Raw genomic sequence first — 19,411 nt, 5'->3', positions numbered from 1 at the left:
TCTACGGCGATCGCGTCACCCAGCAGTAAGAGCCACCAAACAGCACGACAGCAACCACCGCACCAGCCATACACAAAGAAAAAGACAGACCCGCCTGCTGGCCTACACCCAGTACAACGCCGACGCCGGACTGCCCTCCGAAAGCGTCGGCTACTCCTACAACCTGCAGGGCGGTCTCCACGGATTCGGCTCCTCCACCGGCGCCGGCTACCTCGACACCGTCGTCCACGACGCGTTCGGCCGCACCGTCGGGGCCTACTACGGCAAGACCGGCGAGGAACTGACCACCACCGCCGCCTACGACGACACCACCGGGCGCCTGGACACCACCACCGCCAGCCTGCAGAATCCCAACAGCGTCACCGACACGGTCAACTACCGCTACAACCAGGCCGGTGCACTCACCGCCGTCGACGACGCACAGAACGGCGCAACCGTCCACGACACCCAGTGCTTCAGCTACGACAGCTTCCAACGCCTGACCCAGGCATGGTCCGACACCGCGGGAATCACCAACCCCACCAGCACCACCGTGGGCAACGTCGGCAGCTGCAACACCGCCACCCCGCAGACCACCGCCACCGCACCCATCACCACCACCACGGTGGGCGGCCCGGCCGCGTACTGGCAGAGCTACACCTACGACCTGCTGGGCGACCGCACCGGCATGGTCAACCACAACACCAGCGGAAACGCCCTCAACAACACCACCCAGAGCACCACCTACAACGGCACCGACGCCACCACCACCGCCAACCAGCCCAACCAAGCCGGCCCCACCACCACCAGCAACCCCACCACCGGCACCGGCACCCTCACCCCCGGCTACACCGAACCCAACAGCACAACCAACGCCGGCAACACCACCGCCCGAACCGCCACCGGCAACGCCACCCTTGCCGGTGCCAGCCAGACCCTGACCTACGACCCCGAAGGCCGCACCCAAAGCGTCACCACCACCGGCAAGGGCAACACCAGCTACCTCTACGACGCCAGCGGAAGCCTCCTGGAACAGACCGGACCCGGCACCAAAATCCTGTATCTGTTCGGTGGCGCCGAACAGATCACCCAATACACCAGCGGCGGGAACACCGCCGTCAACGCCCTGCGCAACTACCCGGGCCCCGACGGCACCACCATCACCCGCGACCAGTCCGGCACCCTCAACTACCAGGTCAGCAACACCCAGGGCACCGCCACGACACTGATCAACGCCGCCACCGACGCCGTCACCCGCCGCTACTACGACCCCTACGGCAACCCCCGCGGCACCGCCCCCACCACCTGGGGCGACAAGAGCGAAAACCACGGCTTCCTCGGCCAGCCCACCGACGCCACCACCGGCCTCAACCTCCTCGGCGCACGCAACTACGACCCCACCCAAGGCCGATTCCTCACCCCCGACCCCCTCTTCCAAGCCGGCGACCCCAACCAAATGGGCGGCTACACCTACGCCGCAGACAACCCGGCCTCAGGCAGCGACCCCAACGGGCTGGACCCCGCCGGCTCCCACGGAAACTGTGACTACGCCGGCACCGACTGCAACCCACCGACCCCAACCCCCACTCCCGCCCCCACGAACACCTCTAACGGAAATACCTCGGGCACTACGAACTCAGGTTCGAGCACAATTGAGACGGTAGGAAACTACGCCGGCGCCGTATTCATCGGACTTGCGACAATTACAGCGATCGGCGCCTGCTTGGACACGGGGCCCGCAGCACCTGCGTGCGAGGAGGCAACCCTCGCCGGTGGGGCAGCAGCAATGTGCGGCCTCGTCCCCTGCCCACTTGACGGGGGAGGAGAAACCATTGTCGCGCCGGACGGTGGATTGGTTAACGAGAACGCCACACTGTCCGACGGCAGCAAAGTTGGGGATCACCCAGCCAACCAGCAGGAGAACGCAGCCGCGACCGCCACACGAGAAGCAAATCAACTCAACCGCGCAGCGGCAAAAGCAGAGGCTGCAGCAGCCGCGAAGTCCCTTGCCAACCAACAGGCGGTCGCCGATGAAAACGCCGCCGCCATGGCCAAGCAGTGGGCCGCCAGCCATCCAACAGACCCGCACACGGGAACCCCAGCAACGAAGACGGGTGCCCCCGCCAAGGGGTCGGTTGAAGGTCAGGGCGCAGCTGACAAAAAGTCGTATGTCGATGATACGAGCGCAGCTGTTCAGCCGGAGTCGGGAGCGGCGCCTCGGACTCTGTACCACTACACGAACGAGGCGGGGCAGCAGGGCATCCGCGATAGCGGCGAGTTGCGTCCCTCGTTGAAGAGCGTGAACCCGAATGATGCCAGATATGGTGACGGACAGTACTTGTCGGACATCGCGCCGGGAACCTTGCGTAATGGGCAGCTCGCGTATCGTTTCGTGAGGATGGGCTTCTTGGGCGCCCGGTTCAGCCACTACCTGGAGATCGACGTGACCGGCCTGGAAGTGATCGAGGGACGGGCGAATGTGTTCGTGGTTCCCAACTCGGGTCCCCTCGACGTGAGCAACCGCATCGTGAGCTGGGGGCAGAACTGATGACGTCGTACGTGAAGGTGCGCTGGGAGCACGAGTTCGCGGAGGAGCCGGTGGAGGTCTTCAGCGAACTCGGCGATGACCGCTACGAGGTCCGCAAGGTCGAGGTCTACCGGGATGGACGGCTCGACTGGGCCGATGCCAGCCGGGACACGGACACGATCGGCCTGGGCGAGGTCCCGTTCCCGGATTTGGGGGAGATCAACTCCCAGGAGGAGTTCCACGCGGAGACCATCACCGCCGCAGAGTTCGAGGCGGCATGGGTGCGTGCCCGCCGCACGTGACGGGGCGCGGTGGCGGCAGTGCCGCGCCCATGCGTGCGTGGGCAGTTGTGGCGCAATCGATTGGAAACCAGGGTGGGAAACGCTTCATGAACAAGGGTCAGAAAACTGCGGTTGCGATTCTCGGTGCTGCGCTCGCGGTTGGTGCCACTGCCTGCGCGAGCAGGAGCACCGGCGCGACGGCGGGGCGGGTCGCCTCGGGTGCCGCATCAGGAGCAGCGAATGCGCCCTCGTCGGCGGCTGGGACGCTGGAGGGGCTCAGCGGTGCCGAGATAGGGACGAGGGCTATTGCTGATCTCAAAGCGGCCTCGTCCGTCCGCATGATCGGCAGCGGCATGGACTCCGGCGCATCAGTCTCCTGGGACCTGTCGCTCGCCTCTGGCCGGGGCTGTACGGGAAAGATCTCCAAGGGAAGCGCCGGTTCATTCCAGATCGTGGTCATCGGCACCAAGTTCTGGTTGAAGCCAGATGCTGCTTTCTGGAAAGCGGCGGGCGGGAGCGACCCTGCCACCCTCGGGGCGCTCACCGGCAAGTACTTGGAGACCACGACGACGAACAGCAGGATGGCTTCGCTTGCCGATCTATGCGACGTGAACAAGAGCCTGGTCAAGGCGGTGGGGGATGTGTCCGGGCTGACCAAGGGCATCGCCGTCACCGTCAACGGACAGAAGGCGCTGGCGATGGACGACGCGTCGACTTCTATAGTGACGGTCTCCGACAGCGCCACTCCGGAGATCCTGAGGGTAACCAGCGGCGGAGCTAATCCCAGTAGGGTGAACCTCTCTGATTACAACAAGCCGGTGACGCTTACCCCACCATCGTCGAGCGAGATCCTGGACGGCGCCAAGTTCGGCATGTGACCGACCGGGCTCCCATTTGCTCACGGCGTAGATCGCGCTTCGCCGTGCAGGGCAGCCGCGAGCCCGCAGGCGTAAGAGACGCACATCCACGCCAACGCCTCCGCAAGTACCTCGCCCTGCATCTCGGCATCGCCTCGCGCACCGCTACCGCGAACTCGCCCGAGGGCTGCGGCTCCAACTCGCCGCCCTGCCGGCGCACCGGCGCACCGTCGGCTCCTCCTCCCAACACAGCATCCGCGCCACCCTTCGCTCCGCGCTCTCCTGCACGCCATGTTCCGACTCATCGCCCCCACCGGCATGCGCCGACCTGAGGCACGGTGCCGCCACCTAGGCCCTCGCCGCCGAGGTGAACCACAAGGTCGTCCAGGACCTCCTCGGACACTCATCGTCCGCGATCACCCTCGACACCTACACCAGCGCCGTCGACAAGCTGAAGCCGGCGGCCCCCGAAGCCATCTCCGACATCGTCGAAAACGCCGAGGGAGGTTGTACAAGGGGAGGGACAGGACGACGAACCCGACGAAGGAAGCGCGGTCATGGCCTGACCCCTACACGACCGTGACCATCCGCGGGTCCTGCTCGCCGCCGCGAGCGGGGCCCGCCCGCTCCCATCGTCAGGCTCTTCTCGGGGCAAACAGCCGACCAGCTGATTTCGCATGTACCGGGTTTGTACCGGCGCTCCCACCTGGCTCCCACCAGCGGCTGAAAAAGCAACCAGGGCCCCCTCGCCGAAGCGAGAAAGCCCTGGTCAAACTGCCTTCTGTCTGTGCGCCGCCAGGGACTCGAACCCCGGACCCGCTGATTAAGAGTCAGCTGCTCTAACCAACTGAGCTAGCGGCGCCTGCTGACGTCGTTGACTTTAGCAGCTTGGCGGAGGGGAGCAAAAATCGTTTCCGGCGGTGCTGTGCTGTGGCTGGCGCTCGGGTTCGGGGCTCCGGGCGTTGACGAGATGGAGCGGGTGGGAGGTGAGCGGCGTGCTGGTGCGGGCGGGTGCGGGAGCGGGTGGCGGTGCGGCGGCGGTGCGCGCAGCGTGCCCGTCGGGGCGGTCGGTGTCTGCGGCGTGGGCGCTCGCGCGGGCGGCGCGGACGCAGGCCCACAGCAGTACGGAGGCGCCGGGGAGCCAGGGTTCGCGGGTGTCCGGCGCGACGATCCAGCGGTTGGGGCCTTCGGGCGCGTCGATCATCCGCTGGACCGGAGGCACGGTGATCGCGTCCCCCGCGCCGTGGCACAGCACGGGCGGCACGCCGCGAGCCCACTCCTCCCACACCAGCAGTGTGCGCAGCCGCTGGGCCGTACCGACCTGGGTGAAGACCAGGACCCGGCCGCGGTGGGTGGCGACCGGGCCACAGCCGGGGCCGGACTCCCACAGTTCGTCGAGAACCCGTCGGCCAAACACTCCGGCCAGGTTCACGACGTCGAACGTGCGCCCGCAGGGCAGCACGGTGGGCGCCCAGGGCTGGGACTCCCACAGCGCGCGCATGCTGCGCGGATACTCGCTCGCCGAGGCCAGCCAGGCCTCCCCGGCAACGGTGACATACTCGATCGACTGGTGCGTCCACATGTCCACACCCCTACAGCTACCGGGGCGCCGTCGTGACGGGGACGGGAAGTCGGGAACGCCGGACAGGTCGAGCGGGTACGGCGTATCCTCTCCGGCATATGCCAGTCGGCCCGCCCTGGAGCAGTTGAGCCCGGGCGCGGCTCAGGTGTGGCGGCGCTGCCGCTGGAGCCCCCGCCCGTGCTCGACCATCTTGGCGGCGTAGTCCGGAGTCCAGTCCGCGCGGGCGGCGATCTCCTCGAAGCTCAGGCTGTCGAAGCGGCGGGTGTCGGCGAGCTGCGCCGCGGCCAGCGCCTGGAACTCGATCGCCCGCTCGGTCGCGGCCCGGAAGGCCAGCGCCAGCTCGGTCGAACGGTTGAGCAGCTCGCGCGGGTCCTCGATCGACTCCAGGTCAAAGAAGTGCTCCTCTTCCGGCTCCGCCAGGCCGGGCTCGAAGCGCAGCGGAACGGGTCTCAGCCTCCGCTGCGGCGAGCGGTCGGCGGGGGAGTCGGACATGGGCACCTCCGTGCGGTCGTTCCGTTGTGGTCGTTCGCTGTGGTTGTGGGAACGGGTGAGTCTGCGGGCCGCGTTCCATTGTCGGGGCAGTCGGCCACAGAGGGAACAGTGCCACCTACCATGCCTGTTCAGGCACCTACACGGTGCTCGCTCAGGTGCTCCAGCACCGCGTGGTTGGCGGTCCAGCCGTCGGGGAACTTCACCGTGACGCCGAGCTGAACCGGCTCCGTCGACGGGTGCTCGTCCAGCAGTTCGGCAATGCCCGCCCTGGCGACGACGATGCAGGCGTGCCGATGGCGGGACGCCAGCACGCACAACCGGCCGGTCTCCAGATGGAAGGCGGTCGCGTCGGGCCGCCCCGACAGCGGATGCAGCACGACGGTGACATCGTACTCGCGGCCCTGCAGCCGGTTTGCTGTGTCCACGGTCACGCCACCCGCACCGCTGGTGGGAACGCCCAGCGCGGCGAGCGCCGTACGGACGGCGGCGGCCTGGTCGCGGTGGGCGGTCCCCACGGCGATCCGGTCGGCGGTGAGCGGGGTGCTGCCGCGCTCGGACACGCTGGTGCCGCGCCGGTCCAGTAGCCGCTGGACGATCAGAGCGAGCGCCCGCACCGCCTCCGGGTCGGTGCGCACGGTGTGCCGGGCCGGCAGTTCCAGCAGTCCCCAGCCCGACTCGGCGGCGATGTCGATCACACGGTCGGTCGGTGAACTGTCCCCGGCGGCAAGGGTCAGCAGACGGTCGCCGGGGCCGGTCCCCGAGCGGAACGGCGCATACGGGTAGAACGCAGCCGAGATCAGCGGCGCGGCGGAGGCCGGGAGCCGCCAGGACACCGGAAGCCGGTGCGGCACGATCCGCGGGTTGTGGGCGAGGAGCGTCACCACCGCGCTGCTGGACGGGTCGTAGCTCAGACGCGCCCACTGGTCCGTGCCGACGATCGAGAACGGGTCCAGCTGACCGGGGTCGCCGACGAACAGGGCGCGCTCGAACAATCGGGCCACAGCGAGCAGGGCGTCGGAACGCATCTGGTACGCCTCGTCGACGATCGCGTGCCGCCACGGATCGACGTCCTTGACCCACTGCCACTTGGCGGCGGTGGACACCACCACGGAGCAGTCGAGCAGGTCGGCGACCTTGGTGGAGGCGGTGACCGCCGGGTGGCGCAGGGCTTCCGGGGCGGGGGCCGCGTCGGCGCCGTGCAGCCGACCGACGGTCAGCGCGGGATCCGCGGTCGCGAGGCGGTCCACCAGGTCGTCCACCTGGCTGTTGGTCTGCGCGACGATCATCAGCCGCTCGCCTGCGCCGACCAGTTTCGTTGCGGCCCGTACGACCAGTGTGGACTTCCCCGCTCCTGGCGGGGAGTCGACGACGGTGCCGCGCTCGGCACCGTGCAGGGTCGCCTCCAGGATCGCAGCGACCGCCTGCTCGGCCTCGGCAGCGGGACCGCCGGGCGCGGCGGGTGCGGGTGACAGGGGGGTCACGGGCTAGGCCCCTTCTTCGCCGGGGCCGGTACCGAAGCCGGAGCCGGACGCGACGGTAGGTTCGACCCGCTGCGGCGGGCCGCCGTGGGTCCACGGAGTGTCCTCGGGCTCGGGCAGCGGCGCGGACTGACGTGCCGTCAACTCGAACAGGGTGAAGCAGATCTGGTCGCCGGGCTCGGGGACGCTACCCGGCTCGGGTTCCTTCTTCCGGCCCATCCCGCTCACCAGGCGGACGGTGACCGTGCCCTCGGCGGCGTCGGCCGCCACCATTTCCGCCTTCTGCGCGGTCGGGCCGCCCGCGCGGTGCAGCTCCCGTCCGGACTGCGAATCCGCGAAGCCCGCGTGCGGACGGTCGTCGGTGCGGATCGTGACCAGCGGCCGGGGCTTGGGGCTGCGGCCGGAGGTGTCGTAGGCGGGTTCGACGTCGACGACGACGCCGGCCAGTGCCTCCCCGGCGAGGCGGTGCTCGGCCATGGCGAGCGGATCGTCCAGCGCCTCCTGGATGTCCAGCCTGGTCTGCTCCCGCTCGCGCTGGGCGAGCTTGCGGGCGGCGGTCACCGCGTCGTCGCGGACCGGCTGGGGCGGCTCCCCGGCGGCGACACGGTCACGGTGGGAGGTGTAGGACCAGCGGTCACCCTCCCACCGCTCCGGGAGATGTGCTGCCGGTGGCAGGGCGCGGAGCAGGTCGAGGCCCTGCCACATCCGCTCCCAGGTGGGGAGCAGGATGCTCGCCAGCAGGTCGTCGATGTCCTGCTCCCGGGCCTTCGCCGTTGCCGTCGCGCCTGCCCCGCCCAGTTGGCGGGCGGCGTCGTAGCGGGTGATCGCCGGGGCGAGCAGCCCGCTGTCGAAACGCGGGTCGGTGGCCGGACCTGCCGGCGGGCAGAGCAGTTGGCCGCCGTCGCGCGCGGTCTCCGCGTGGAGGGCGGCTTCCGCGCCGCTGAGACCGGGTGGTGGGGCGATCCAGCCGAGCGCCGCGCCCAGATGCTGGTCCTCCAGGGCGCTCTGGCCGGTGGCCCAGTGCCGTCCGAGCAGGTTCGTCATCGCCAGCAGCAGCGAGGAGCCGGGGACCTGTGCGCGTTCCCGCAGATGTGTGAGCCAGCGGCCGAGCAGCGGCACGCGGGCCGGGGCCGGATAGGGGCCCGGGTCCGGATCCTCCGTGGTGCGACGGAAGCGGGTGGAGCGGCCCAGCAGCCCCAGGAACTCGACTCCGCCGAGGCTGGGCACGATGAGCTGCGGTGCGTCGGCGCAGAGCTCGCGCACCACCTCGGTCTTCTCGCCGGTGTCCGGATCCCTGGCCTCCCTGGAGATCAGGTCGACGTGCTCGCCGAAGCCCTCCAGATAGGGGAGCAGCTCGGCGGCGAGATCCGCGAGGAAGGCGAAGCGCCGGTCCCGGTCCAGTGGTTGAGGAACCGTCAGCAGGGTCGGGTGTTCACGGTCGCGGCCCAGCAGCAGGGCCAACGGTGCACCGGCTTCGCCTGCTGCGGCGAGCGGGACCAGCACCATCGGCCGCTCGGTGAGATGCCGATGCCGCACCGTGGCCAGGGGTTCGGCGTGGCCGCTGCGGACAGCCTCCAGCCGGGCGAGGGTGGTCAGCAGACTCACGCACCCTCCCCCACCGGGGCTGCCGGGGCGGCGGCTGCCGGGACGGCGGCGAGCGCTTCGGCGCGGAGCGCGGCGGCGTGTGCGAGCCGGGCGGCGGACTCGGCGTCGCCGTCGTCGCCAGCGGTGTGGCCGTGAGCACCGGTGGCGGCGTCCAGCGCCTGCTCGACCGTGCCGAGGCTGCCGAGCTCGCCTCGCACCCCGCGTCCCAGCGTCTCCACGGAGCCGGCGCAGCGGGCCTCGTCACGGCAGTGGAAGCTGAGCTCGCAGCTGGCGAGGCAGTCCGGCGAGTAGGCCGCGGTCATCGCGCCGACCGCAGCGGTCAGTTCCTCGTCCGTCCGAGTCGCGTCGAAGGCCGCGCCGGGCGGGAGAACGTCGAGCAGCCGCTCGACCCGGGTGAGCCGGTCGAGCTGGCGGCGGGTGACGGCCATCGCCTTGCGGACGTCGACGGGGGCGGCGGTGGCGCGGTTGGAGAAGTCCTTGGGGCAGACCAGCAGCGCGGTGGTGTCGGGAGCGCCCGCGAGGCCCTCCGGGTCCTGGTAGGGACTGCGGGCACGGTCCTCGGGCCTCACCCCTGCGAGTTCCGCCGCGGTCTCGCGCAGCGCCAGCACGTACACGGCGGCCTGGCGTGCGGCCGCGCCGACCTTGGCCGGGTCCGCGCCGCCGTCCAGGATCGGGAAGGACTTGATCTCCACGACCGTCCAGCGACCGTCGGGACGGACCACGATGAGGTCCGGCTCCAGATGCGCCGCCGAACCGGCCACCTGCAGGCGCAGCAGGGGGTGGTCGAGGAGGGTCCACACGCCGGGGCGGGCGGCGGCCCGCGCCAGCGCCTCACGGGTGCTGGCGACGCGGCTCGCCGGAAGCCCGGGGTCCGTGACGAGCTCGGCGATCTCGACGGGGGAGTCGTCATCGGGTAGGCCGAAGGGGGCGGGCAGGCGGAGGTGCCGTCGCAGCAGCTCCAGCAGCTCCGCGCAGCCGTCGGCCTTGACCCGGCGTTCGAAGCTGAGACCGCGGCTGATGGCGAACGGCGACTGGCCGAAGGGAGCGGGATGCCCGAGACGGGTCGCCAGTGCGGCCTTGTCCACCCCGGCGGCGTCCAGCACCGCACGGCGGCCGCAGCCGGGGTTCGCCGCGAGCGCGGCCAGCGCGCGGGCGTCCAGACTGCGCTGCGGCGCGTCGCCGCGCAGCCCGGCGAGCCTGCGCTCCAGCGGGGTGAGCGGCGGCAGAGGCTCCAACGGGGAGTGCCGGGACGTGATGTCGTTCATGGTGCGGATCAGTCTTGCATCCGGCACCGACAATCGGGGCCGACGCGTCAGCGTGGGTGCCTGGGCGGGTGCGCCCTGCGGAGCAGGGGCAGGCGGCGCCTCGCGGTCCTGCTGCGGGAATCGGGACTCGGTCGCCAGGAGTCCGCCGGCGCCTGCACCCCACCCTCACCGACCTCGCCCCTGAGCTCAGCGCGACGCGCGACGACGGCGCGACGCAGGGACGCATTCGGACTCGACCTGATCCTCTGCGGCGTGCGCGGCCTCGCCGCGACAGTGGAGCACTAGCCGAATCAGGGATCATGGAGGTGTACCGCAGCCCCACCCATGAATGGAGACATCCGTGCCCTCGCGCATCCTGCTGGTCCGGCACGGCGAGACCGAGTGGTCCGCCGGCGGGCGGCACACCGGCCGGACCGACATCCCGCTCACCGAGGAGGGACGCGAGATGGCACGCCGTCTCGGCGACCGGCTCAAGCGCGAACCCTGGGGCGGCCTCGCCGCCGCCGAGATCCGCACCAGCCCCCTGCTCCGCGCTCGCGAGACCTGCGAACTCGCAGGCTTCGGAGACCGCGCCGTCGACAGTCCTGACCTGCTCGAATGGGACTACGGGCAGTACGAGGGGCGGACCGGTCCGGCGATCCGGGCGAGCGACCACCCAGGGTGGCTGATCTGGCGCGACGGTGTCCCCGGAGGGGAGACCCTGGACCAGGTCGCCGCCCGAGCCGACGCGTTCATCGCCTGGACGGCGGAGCACGGCGGACTGCCCGCCCCCGACACGACGACGATGCACTGCGCCGACAACGACGTGGTGGTCTTCGCCCACGGCCACTTCCTGCGCATCCTCACCGCCCGCTGGCTCGGCCTCCCGCCCGGCTATGGACAGCGCCTGACGTTGGGCCCGGCGACGCTGTCGATCCTCACCTGGGAGTACGGAGCCCGAGCAGTCGACCTGTGGAACGACGGTTCGCACCTCGGCTAGAAGCCCGACTCGCCTTCACGGGCGGCCTGCTCAGCTCGCCTGCCCAGCCCTCCTGCTCAGCCCTCCTGCCCAGCCCGCCGGTTCAGCCGGCCAGCGCCGCGTCGTAGCGGTTCACGAGCGCCGCTACCTCGGGCACCGACCGGTGCGGGCGCAGCCGCACGACAGTGTCCGCGACCATGTCCCTGATGCGGGTCGACCGCACCTCGGCGAGCAGCGCCACGGCCTGGCAGCCGCTGTCCGCGGCCGCCGCCAGTTCGCCCCGGCCGAGCTGATCGTGCGCCAACTCAGCGGTGTAGAGCGCCAGGTTGCGGACGAAGTGGGGCTGCTGCAGCTCTATCGCGGTACGGGCGCACGCCGCCGCCCGGTCCCACTCGCCGAGCGCCGACCAGCACTGCGCCTCCAGCCCCGCCAACTCGGCCTCGCCGTAGAAGGACATCCACTCGGGGTCGGCCTCGGTAGGCCCCGCCGCGTACAGACGCTGCGCCAGCGTGATCGATCGCCGGCAGGCGTCGCGGTCCTGGAGCTGGGCCCAGCCGCCGGCCTCGCGCATCGCCAGGAGTGACCGCAGTCGCTCCGACCCCAGGCCCAGAGCGACCTGATGCGCGGCCTGAGCCGCTCGGACGGCCTCGCGAGGACGACCGGCGTCGCGGGCGAGGAAGGCGCTGTTGCAAAAGGAGTGCGCCTCCAGCGCCGGGTCGTTGGCCATCCGGGCGGTGGCAAGGGCCTCGGCGTAGAAGGATCGTGCGTCGGAGAGGCGACCCGAGTCATGGGCCAGCCAGCCGACCGAGATGGCCAGTTCACCGGCCGCGGACTGGAGCCGTTGCTCGACCCCGCGGCCGTAGGAGCCGCAGTTGAGCAGCTGGTATGCGGTGCGCAGCACGCGCCCGGCGCGGTCGAACAGCGAGTCGCCGCCGTGGACGTCGTCCAGCAGCCGGATCTCGCGGACGGCCTCCTCGACCCGGCGGGCGTCGGCGACGCCGACCCTGGTGCCGAGCGACACCGTGGTGAGCGGCGCGCTGCCCGGCGGGGCGGCCCGGTCCAGGCCGAGCACGGTGGCCACGGCGGCGGGGCCGCCGGACAGGAACGTGCGTCGATGCACGTCGTCGTTCTCCTCGTGGTTCCAGGACGTGGCGTCCGACGGGCTGCCCCTGCGCCGGACCTGCTGGCGCGAGGTGAAGCCGAGCTCCTCCAGGGAGGAACCGGGGAACATGTGTCGGAAGACCCGTTCATAGGCGTAGTTGGGGCATCTGATCTCCCCCGACTCGATCCGGCCCACGTAGCGTGCGTCGCACGAGACGTGTTCGCCGATCTCGCGGGCGGCACGGCGTACGGCGGCGGCGAACTCACCGGGGGACTGGTCCCCGCGGAGCTCGCGCATCACCGGATTCTGGGAGCGATCGAGGGTACTGGTCATGGGGAACCCCCTTGAAACGAGCTGTCCCATCCGCCTCTGTGAGCGGCGGAGAGCACGACAGTACCCTCTGCAACGACTCGAACACGCAGGGTTTCCCATGATTTCCAGGCAAAGCGGACATGAAGACAAGGTTCTGCCATGAAATGCCATGCCTTGGCAGGCGTAACAGCCGTGGCCCCCGGCCCACTCGTGCGTTGTGCATGGCAGATTCCGCCACACCACTCAACGGCGAGCGGTCATCAGCGGTCATCAAGGAGGCGTCCATGCTCAGCGGGGCCACGCACGACAGCGACAGCCCGTTCTGCGACCTGGTGAAGGTGCCCGAACGGCAGGGTCTGGAGACCGTCGACATCCTGCGCCTACGCGGCGCCTGCGGCCCGGTCCTGCACGAGGACGCCGACTCCACCCTCTCCTTTCTCATCCCCGTCGGCGCTGCCGACGCCTGGCACCTGCCCGGCGGCTCCTGTACGCAGACACCGCCGGAGGACGACCGGCACTGGCTGCTCCCGCCCTCGCCGGAGCGCGCGCTCACCGACCCGGCCCTGCTGCGGGCCGCCCTCGGCGAGGCCGCGCGCACCCTCGCCGCCAGCGGCTCCGACGGAGCCTGACCAGCGGTTCCGGTCCATGCACCGGCCCAGTCAGGTCACCCGCAGAATCAGGTCACCCGCATAATCAGGAGGTGGCCCGCAAGCAGCAGAACAGCAGCAGCACCCAGCCGAGGCTCCAGCAGACGATCAGCGAACAGGTCGCCTCCGGGCTCGCCGAGATCGTTCCTGACCGGGATCGCCCTCGTGCCTGGACGCTGCTGATCGACGGCACGCCGCAGTCACATGTCGACCTGGACGACCCCACCCGTCTGTCGTTCGAGTACCAGCGCCGCTTCGGCCACCTCGCCGACCTCGCCGCGGCTCCGCGCCAACCCGTCAGCGCTCTGCACCTGGGCGGCGGCGCGCTGACCCTCGCCCGCTACATCGCCTCGACCCGTCCCCGCTCGCGTCAGCAGGTCGCGGAGATCGACACCGCGCTCACCGAACTCGTCCGCCGCGCGCTCCCTCTGGACCGCACCTGGCAGCTCCGGGTACGGGGTGGCGACGCCCGGGAGATCCTCGCCCGCAGTCCCGAAGCCCAGGCCGACCTGGTCGTCGCCGACATCTACAGCGGTGCGCGCATCCCGGCGCACTGTGCCTCGGTGGAGTTCGCACGGCTGGCTGTGCGCGCCCTGCGCCCGGACGGTCGCTACGCCGTCAACGTCACCGACGGCGGCAAGCTGGCCTTCGCCCGCGCCCAGGTGGCGACGCTGCGCTCGGTCTTCGCCGAGGTGGCGCTGATCGCGGACCCGACGGTGCTGCGGGGTCGCCGCTTCGGGAATCTGGTGCTGATCGCGGCCCAGCAGCCGCTTCCTGTCGAGGAACTGACGCGCCGTATCGCCACCGACCCGTTCCCGGGACGGATCGAGCACGGCCCCCGCCTGGTGGACTTCCAGGCGGGGGCCGTGCCGGTCCCGGACGGCAGCGCGGTCCCCTCACCCGTGCCGCCGCCGGAGGCCTTCAACCACTGATCGTGCTGCCGACCCTCAGGACGCGGGGGTCAGGTGCAGGATCAGGTACTCGTACGCCTGGCTGTTCGGCGAGGGGTTGATGTACGGGTTGTCCGAGGTGGGCCAGCCGGTGAAGTTCGCCGAGCTGTACTCGTACCAGGAGGCGCCGTACAGCACCGGCACCGCCGGCACGTCGTCGGAGAACACCTTCTGGAGCGTGTTCAGGGCCGCGGTCTGGTCGCTCGGGCCGGCCGCGTTCTGGTAGGCGGCGACGGCGTCCTTCGCCTGCTGGCTGGTGTAGCGGTCGAAGTCACCGGCCGCCGTCTGGCCGACGGCCGCCGTGGTGCTCGGGTCCAGGATGAACTGCAGTCGCTGGAACGCGGTCACGCCCTGGCCCCAGTGCAGGGCCGCGTCGAACTTGCCGCTGGTGATGGCGGTGTTCCAGCTGTTGTAGTCGAAGGCGCCGTTCGCGCTCACGTCGAAGCCCTGCGCGTTCAGCTCCTTGACCATGGCCTGGGCGTCGCACCAGTAGTCGCTGAACGAGTTGGGATCGATGATCGTGAACTTGATGGTCTGGCCGCCCTTGGTCCACTTGCCGCCGGACTTGCTCCAGCCGGCTGCGGTGAGCAGCGAGGTGACGGTGCCCGCGTCCGTGCCCGGCTTGAGGTCGTTGGTCTGCGCGGAGGAGAGCGACCCCTGGTCGATCGGCAGCGTCAACCCGCCCGAGGAGGAGGCGGGGAGCTCGTAGTTGGTCTCGCACTGGGTGGCCATCGACTGCCGGTCCAGCGCGGCGCTGATCGCCTTGCGAACCGCGACGTCGGCCAGCGCCGGGGCGGTGGTGCTCTTGTTGTTGAGCAGCAGCGACACCGTGTTTCCTGCGGGGAAGTACGGCGCGGCGCTCTGGAACAGGTGGTTGTGGGCCGGGTCCTTGGCGACGAAGGTCGTCTGGACGTTGTTGATGTCGTTGCCGGTGAGGTCGATCTGCCCGGAGGACAGTGCGAGGGTCGCGGCGTCGTTGGTCGCGTAGGCGGGGAAAGAGATCTCCTTGACCTTGGGCGCCCCGCCCCAGTAGCTCGGGTTCACCTTGAAGGTGACGTTCTGCGAGCTGAACTTGTCCACCACGTACGGCCCGGTGCCGATCGCGTCCTTGGCGGCGATCACGGCCGTGGCCGGGCTGCTGATCGAGGACCACAGGTGCTTCGGCAGGATCATCTGGTTGCCGATGGCGACGAAGTTCGCTGCCTGCGGGGTGGCGAAGTTCATCACGATGGTGTTGTCGTCAGGTGTCGTGACGCTGGTCGTCGCCGGGACGCCGTTGGTGTTCGCGGCCGGGTTCTTCTGCAGCAGGTCGAAGGTGAAAGCCACGTCGGCGGAGCTGAACGCCTGCCCGTCGCTCCACTTGACTCCGGGCTGCAACTGCATGGTCAGCGTCTTGTTGCCGTTGGACCAGGTGTAGCCCTTGCCCAGCCACGGGATCGGCGCCTGGTCGGACTTCAGGCTGTTGAACATGAACAGCGGCTCGTAGACGAGCGAGTTGGCGTTCTCGTTGGCGCCGAAGGCGTTGCCGTCCAGCGGGTTGAAGTCCTCGGTGAAGGAGGGGACCGGCTTGTCCTCCACGACCAGTGTCTTGGCGTTGGCAGCCGCGGAGGTGCTGCCCCCGGTGGTGGGCTTCGAGCCGGAGCTGGTGCAGGCCGTGAGGCCCAGGCCGACTACGGCCACCAGGGCGATGCCCTTGATGGTGGTGTTGCGACTCATTGCGTACGCTCCTTGTGTCCGGCCGACTCGGTATCGGCCAGTGGTGAGCGACCATGGCGTCTTTTGTCATGGCGTGATGGATCTTGACTGGGTGGTTCCGGGTGAGATCTGCGACTGCTGCGGTTACCTGTGACGCGGTGCGGACGGTGGCCCTGGACGAGTTGCACCTCGTCCTGGGCCGGGCCCGACGGCGCCGGGGCCGAAGGCGGGCCCCGGCGCCGGCAGGGTCTGGCGGGGTCTCCCATGTCTGACTCCTCGTTGAGTACTGACTGGTGCGGGGTGTGGGCTGCGCGGTTCTACGAGCCGGTGCCGATCGCGTCAGCCGCCGCGGTGGCCAGCGGCTTCGACTGCGCGGCCGTACGTTCCGTCGTGTGCAGCCAGCAGGCGGCGACCTGTTCGTCGGCCACCGGCAGGGCCGGCGGAGCCGACTCCTTGCAGACGGCCATCGCGAACGGGCAGCGCGGGTGGAAGCGGCAGCCGCTCGGCGGGTTCACCAGGCTCGGTGGGGAGCCCCGGCCGCGCAGTACCGGCGGCTCGGCCCGGGCCGGGTCGGGCGCCGCGCTGAGCAGCAGCTGGGTGTACGGGTGCGCGGGCGAGTCGGTGATCTGGGTGGCCGGGCCCGACTCGACGACCTGCCCCGCGTACATCACCACGGCAGTGTCGGCGAGGTAGCGGGCGGACGCGATGTCGTGGGTGACGTAGAGGATGGCCAGCCGTTCGCGCTCACGTAGCTCGTCCAGCAGGTTGAGGACGCCGAGACGGATGGACACGTCGAGCATGGAGACGGGTTCGTCGGCGAGCAGCACACGGGGTTCCACGGCGAGACCGCGGGCGATGGCGACGCGCTGGCGCTGCCCGCCGGACAGCTCGTGCGGGAACTTGTCGATGAATCGGTCCGCGGGGCTGAGCGCGACCCGCTCCAGCAGTTGCCTGACCTTGCCGTCGAGCTCGTCCCGGTTGCCCGCGTGGCCGTGCAGTTTCAGCGGCCGCTCCAGGTGGTAGCGCACGCTGTGCACGGCGTTGAGCGAGGAGAAGGGGTCCTGCAGGACGAGGTGGACCAGCCGGGTGTACTCGCGGCGGGCTTTGCTGCCGGTGCCCACCGGCAGGCCGTCCAGCAGGAGTTCACCCGAGGTGGGGGTGATCAGCTGGGTCAGCAGCCGGGCCAGTGTGGACTTGCCGGAGCCGCTCTCGCCGACGACGGCGGTGACCGTGGCCTCCGGCAGCGCCAGCGAGACGTCCTCGACGGCGTGCACGACCTGCTTCACCCGGGAGGGCCGGAGCTGGTGGACGGGGAAGTGCTTGGTGAGGTGGCGGGCCTCCAGGGCGGGGACGCCGGGGCGCTTCGGGCCGTGGACGACGGTGTCCTCGCCGCTGGGGCGGGGGGCGTCGAGGATGGGCGTCACAGGTCGCTCCCGTGGGTCTCGGCGGTGGCGTCGCCATCGGCGCCGGCAGCGTCGGCGTCGCTGGCGGCGGCGCTGCCGGCGCCGACGGTGGAGTGGAGTGCCAGCGGCACGGGCGGCGGCTGGGCGCCGTCCTGCAGCCAGCAGGCGGCGACGCGTGGCTCGGAGCTCCGGTCGCCGGCGAGTGCCGCGGCGCCGGCCGCCTCACCGGACGGTGCGGCCAGCACCGGGGTCTCGGTGCGGCACCGGTCCATGGCGTAGGGGCAGCGGGGGTGGAAGGAGCAGCCGCCCGGGAGTGCGGTGAGCGAGGGGGGCGATCCCGGGATGCCCTCCATCCGGACCCTTTCGCCGTGCAGTGCGGGAAAGGAGTTCAGCAGGCCCAGGCTGTAGGGGTGGCGGGGGGCGTGGAACAGCTCGTTCGCTCCGGCGCGTTCGACGATGCGCCCCGCGTACATGATCGCGATCGAGTCGGCGAGTTCGATCAGCAGCGACAGGTCGTGGGTGATGAAGATGATGGCGAAGCCGAGGCGTTCGCGGAGCTGCATCAGCTCCTCCAGGATCTCCCGCTGGGTCACCACGTCCAGGGCCGTCGTCGGCTCGTCCATGATCACGACCTGCGGCTCCAGCGCCAGGGCCATGGCGATCATGACGCGCTGCCGCATGCCGCCGGACAGCTCGTGCGGGTAACTGCGCAACCGGTCCGCGCTGATCCCGACCATGCGGAGCAGCTCGACCGCGCGCTCGCGGCGGGCGGCAGCGTCCATCTCCTTGCGGTGCGCCTTGAGCACGTCGGTGAGCTGGGCGTCGATCCGGGCCACCGGGTTGAGCGCGTGCATCGCGCTCTGGAACACCACGGCCAGCTGCGACCAGCGGATCTGCCGGAGTTCGGCGATGTCCGCGGCCAGCAGGTCCACCGTCTCGGTACGGTCGGCCGACGAGCCCTGCGGCCGGTTGTGGAACAGGACATCCCCGCCGCTGATCACGCCGGGCGCCCGCAGCAGCCGGGTCAGCGCGTAGGCCAGCGTGGACTTGCCCGAGCCGCTCTCGCCGGCCAGACCCAGCACCTCGCCCCGGTGCAGGGTGAGCGTGGCATCGGTGACGGCGCGGACGGCGGTCGGCCCGACGCCGTAGTCGACGCACAGGTCGCGGACCTCCAGGACGGGATCGGCCGTGGCGGTGGACGCGTTCACGAGGACTTTCCTTCCGCGACGGCGGGGACGGTGGTGGCGACGGGAGTGGGCTCGTCCGACGGGCCGGCTGCGACGGCGGCGACGGCCGCGACCGGCATGACCGGTGCGACGGCCTTCGCCGTGCGCAGCACCGGGGTCAGGCCCAGGGTGTAGCTGACGCCCTTGCGGTTGGTCCGGGCCGACCGCAGCCGGGGGTTGATGATCTCGTCGATACCGAAGTTCAGAAGCGCCAGCGCGATCCCGACCAGCGCGACGCACAGCGCCGGCGGCGCGTACCACCACCAGTAGCCGGCGATCATCGCGCTGGACGACTGGGCGCTGTTCAGCATGGTGCCCCAGGTCGCCGAGGCGGGGTTGATGACGCCCAGCCAGGACAGCGACACATAGGCGCCGATGCCGTAGATCACCGTGAAGATGAAGGAGGAGGCGAGGATGGGCAGCAGGTTCGGCAGGATCTCGAAGACGATGATCCGCGGCTTGCGCTCGCCGATGACCCGCGCCGACTCGACGTAGTCCTGGTTGCGCAGCGCCAGGGTCTGCGCGCGCAGCACCCTCGCCCCCCAGGCCCAGGCGGTCAGCGCGATCACCGTGCCGATGATCAGCGGGTTGTTGGTGTCCTTCACCGGCAGCGGCCGCATCGCGACCATGAGGATCAGCAGACCGGGCAGTGCCAGGAAGATGTTGGCCAGGATCGACAGCGCCTCGTCGACCCAGCCGCCGACGTAGCCGGCGGTCACGCCGACCAGCACGGACAGGAAGGTGGCGACGGCTCCGGCGAAGAAGGCGATCAGCAGGGTGTCCCGGCCTCCGGCGAGGACCTGCGAGAACACGTCGTGCTGCTGCTGGTCGGTGCCCAGCAGGAATGTCCCGGAGGGAGGCTGCGGGGTGCTGCTGGAGGTGGACGCCTGCCAGTCGGCGGCATGCGGGGCGAGCATCGGACCGAAGATCGCGACCAGGGCGAAGACGACCAGGATCGAAGCGCCGACGATCACCTTGGGGGAGCGGGGTATTCGGGATCCGCGGCGCGCCCGGGGAGCGGGAGCCTGCGCGGTGGTCGGGGTTGCAGCCAT

General features: G+C 70.5%; 16 protein-coding genes and 1 tRNA gene. 6 read left to right on the top strand and 11 right to left on the bottom strand.

Annotated features, from left to right (window positions below; translation table 11 throughout):
- The 3 genes from ABIA33_RS33545 to ABIA33_RS33535 form a co-directional block, all read left to right on the top strand.
- Positions 1-2,527 (top strand): HYD1 signature containing ADP-ribosyltransferase family protein (locus ABIA33_RS33545; RefSeq protein WP_370087067.1); only part of this gene is annotated, 2,527 nt, incomplete at its 5' end.
- Positions 2,527-2,808: a hypothetical protein gene (locus ABIA33_RS33540; protein ID WP_370087066.1), complete on the top strand. Its 282-nt coding sequence runs from the start codon at positions 2,527-2,529 to the stop codon at positions 2,806-2,808. The genes ABIA33_RS33545 and ABIA33_RS33540, both read left to right, overlap by 1 nt.
- 86 nt (positions 2,809-2,894) lie before the next feature.
- Positions 2,895-3,665, top strand: coding sequence for a hypothetical protein (locus ABIA33_RS33535; protein WP_370087065.1), 771 nt, complete (start codon positions 2,895-2,897; stop codon positions 3,663-3,665).
- A 767-nt stretch (positions 3,666-4,432) separates the two neighbouring features.
- On the opposite strand, the gene ABIA33_RS33530 is transcribed toward ABIA33_RS33535, so the two are convergent.
- The 6 genes from ABIA33_RS33530 to ABIA33_RS33505 form a co-directional block, all read right to left on the bottom strand.
- Positions 4,433-4,506, bottom strand: a tRNA-Lys gene (locus ABIA33_RS33530).
- 18 nt (positions 4,507-4,524) lie between these two features.
- Positions 4,525-5,226, bottom strand: coding sequence for a bifunctional DNA primase/polymerase (locus tag ABIA33_RS33525; protein WP_370087063.1), 702 nt, complete (start codon positions 5,224-5,226; stop codon positions 4,525-4,527).
- A gap of 141 nt (positions 5,227-5,367) precedes the next feature.
- Positions 5,368-5,718, bottom strand: a complete 351-nt coding sequence (locus tag ABIA33_RS33520) for a hypothetical protein (protein WP_370087060.1) — start codon at positions 5,716-5,718, stop codon at positions 5,368-5,370.
- A 128-nt stretch (positions 5,719-5,846) separates the two neighbouring features.
- Entirely contained in the window at positions 5,847-7,199 is a 1,353-nt protein-coding gene (locus tag ABIA33_RS33515) for an AAA family ATPase (protein ID WP_370087058.1), read from the bottom strand.
- 3 nt (positions 7,200-7,202) lie between these two features.
- Entirely contained in the window at positions 7,203-8,801 is a 1,599-nt protein-coding gene (locus ABIA33_RS33510) for a hypothetical protein (RefSeq protein WP_370087056.1), read from the bottom strand.
- A complete protein-coding gene (locus tag ABIA33_RS33505) occupies positions 8,798-10,066 on the bottom strand; it encodes a hypothetical protein (protein WP_370087054.1) in 1,269 nt (422 codons plus the stop codon). Before ABIA33_RS33505 ends, ABIA33_RS33510 begins: the two co-directional genes overlap by 4 nt.
- Positions 10,067-10,406: 340 nt before the next feature.
- Between ABIA33_RS33505 and ABIA33_RS33500 the strand changes: the two genes are divergently transcribed.
- Complete coding sequence (locus ABIA33_RS33500; RefSeq protein WP_370087052.1) at positions 10,407-11,045, top strand: histidine phosphatase family protein; 639 nt, start codon at positions 10,407-10,409, stop codon at positions 11,043-11,045.
- An 82-nt stretch (positions 11,046-11,127) separates the two neighbouring features.
- On the opposite strand, the gene ABIA33_RS33495 is transcribed toward ABIA33_RS33500, so the two are convergent.
- The gene (locus ABIA33_RS33495) at positions 11,128-12,459 is read right to left on the bottom strand and encodes a tetratricopeptide repeat protein (RefSeq protein WP_370087050.1); all 1,332 of its coding nucleotides are present in this window, start codon (positions 12,457-12,459) and stop codon (positions 11,128-11,130) included.
- A 200-nt stretch (positions 12,460-12,659) separates the two neighbouring features.
- On the opposite strand from ABIA33_RS33495, the gene ABIA33_RS33490 reads away from it, so the two are divergent.
- Together ABIA33_RS33490 and ABIA33_RS33485 are read left to right on the top strand one after the other, a co-directional pair.
- Positions 12,660-13,067 carry a hypothetical protein gene (locus tag ABIA33_RS33490; RefSeq protein WP_370087048.1) on the top strand — a complete coding sequence of 136 codons (408 nt, stop codon included), beginning with the start codon at positions 12,660-12,662 and terminating at the stop codon, positions 13,065-13,067.
- Between the two features lie 71 nt (positions 13,068-13,138).
- Complete coding sequence (locus tag ABIA33_RS33485; RefSeq protein ID WP_370087046.1) at positions 13,139-14,017, top strand: spermidine synthase; 879 nt, start codon at positions 13,139-13,141, stop codon at positions 14,015-14,017.
- 15 nt (positions 14,018-14,032) lie between these two features.
- Here ABIA33_RS33485 and ABIA33_RS33480 read toward each other — a convergent pair whose 3' ends face one another.
- The 4 genes from ABIA33_RS33480 to ABIA33_RS33465 form a co-directional block, all read right to left on the bottom strand.
- Positions 14,033-15,751: an ABC transporter substrate-binding protein gene (locus ABIA33_RS33480; RefSeq protein ID WP_370087044.1), complete on the bottom strand. Its 1,719-nt coding sequence runs from the start codon at positions 15,749-15,751 to the stop codon at positions 14,033-14,035.
- 296 nt (positions 15,752-16,047) lie between these two features.
- Complete coding sequence (locus ABIA33_RS33475; RefSeq protein ID WP_370087075.1) at positions 16,048-17,073, bottom strand: ABC transporter ATP-binding protein; 1,026 nt, start codon at positions 17,071-17,073, stop codon at positions 16,048-16,050.
- Between the two features lie 77 nt (positions 17,074-17,150).
- Positions 17,151-18,341, bottom strand: coding sequence for an ABC transporter ATP-binding protein (locus ABIA33_RS33470; RefSeq protein WP_370087042.1), 1,191 nt, complete (start codon positions 18,339-18,341; stop codon positions 17,151-17,153).
- Entirely contained in the window at positions 18,338-19,411 is a 1,074-nt protein-coding gene (locus tag ABIA33_RS33465) for an ABC transporter permease (protein WP_370087040.1), read from the bottom strand. Before ABIA33_RS33465 ends, ABIA33_RS33470 begins: the two co-directional genes overlap by 4 nt.

This window comes from Streptacidiphilus sp. MAP12-16, assembly GCF_041262165.1.
Taxonomy (GTDB): Bacteria; Actinomycetota; Actinomycetes; order Streptomycetales; family Streptomycetaceae; genus Streptacidiphilus.
Note: the sequence above shows the minus strand (reverse complement) of the source record. Positions and strands in the feature narration are given on the sequence as shown.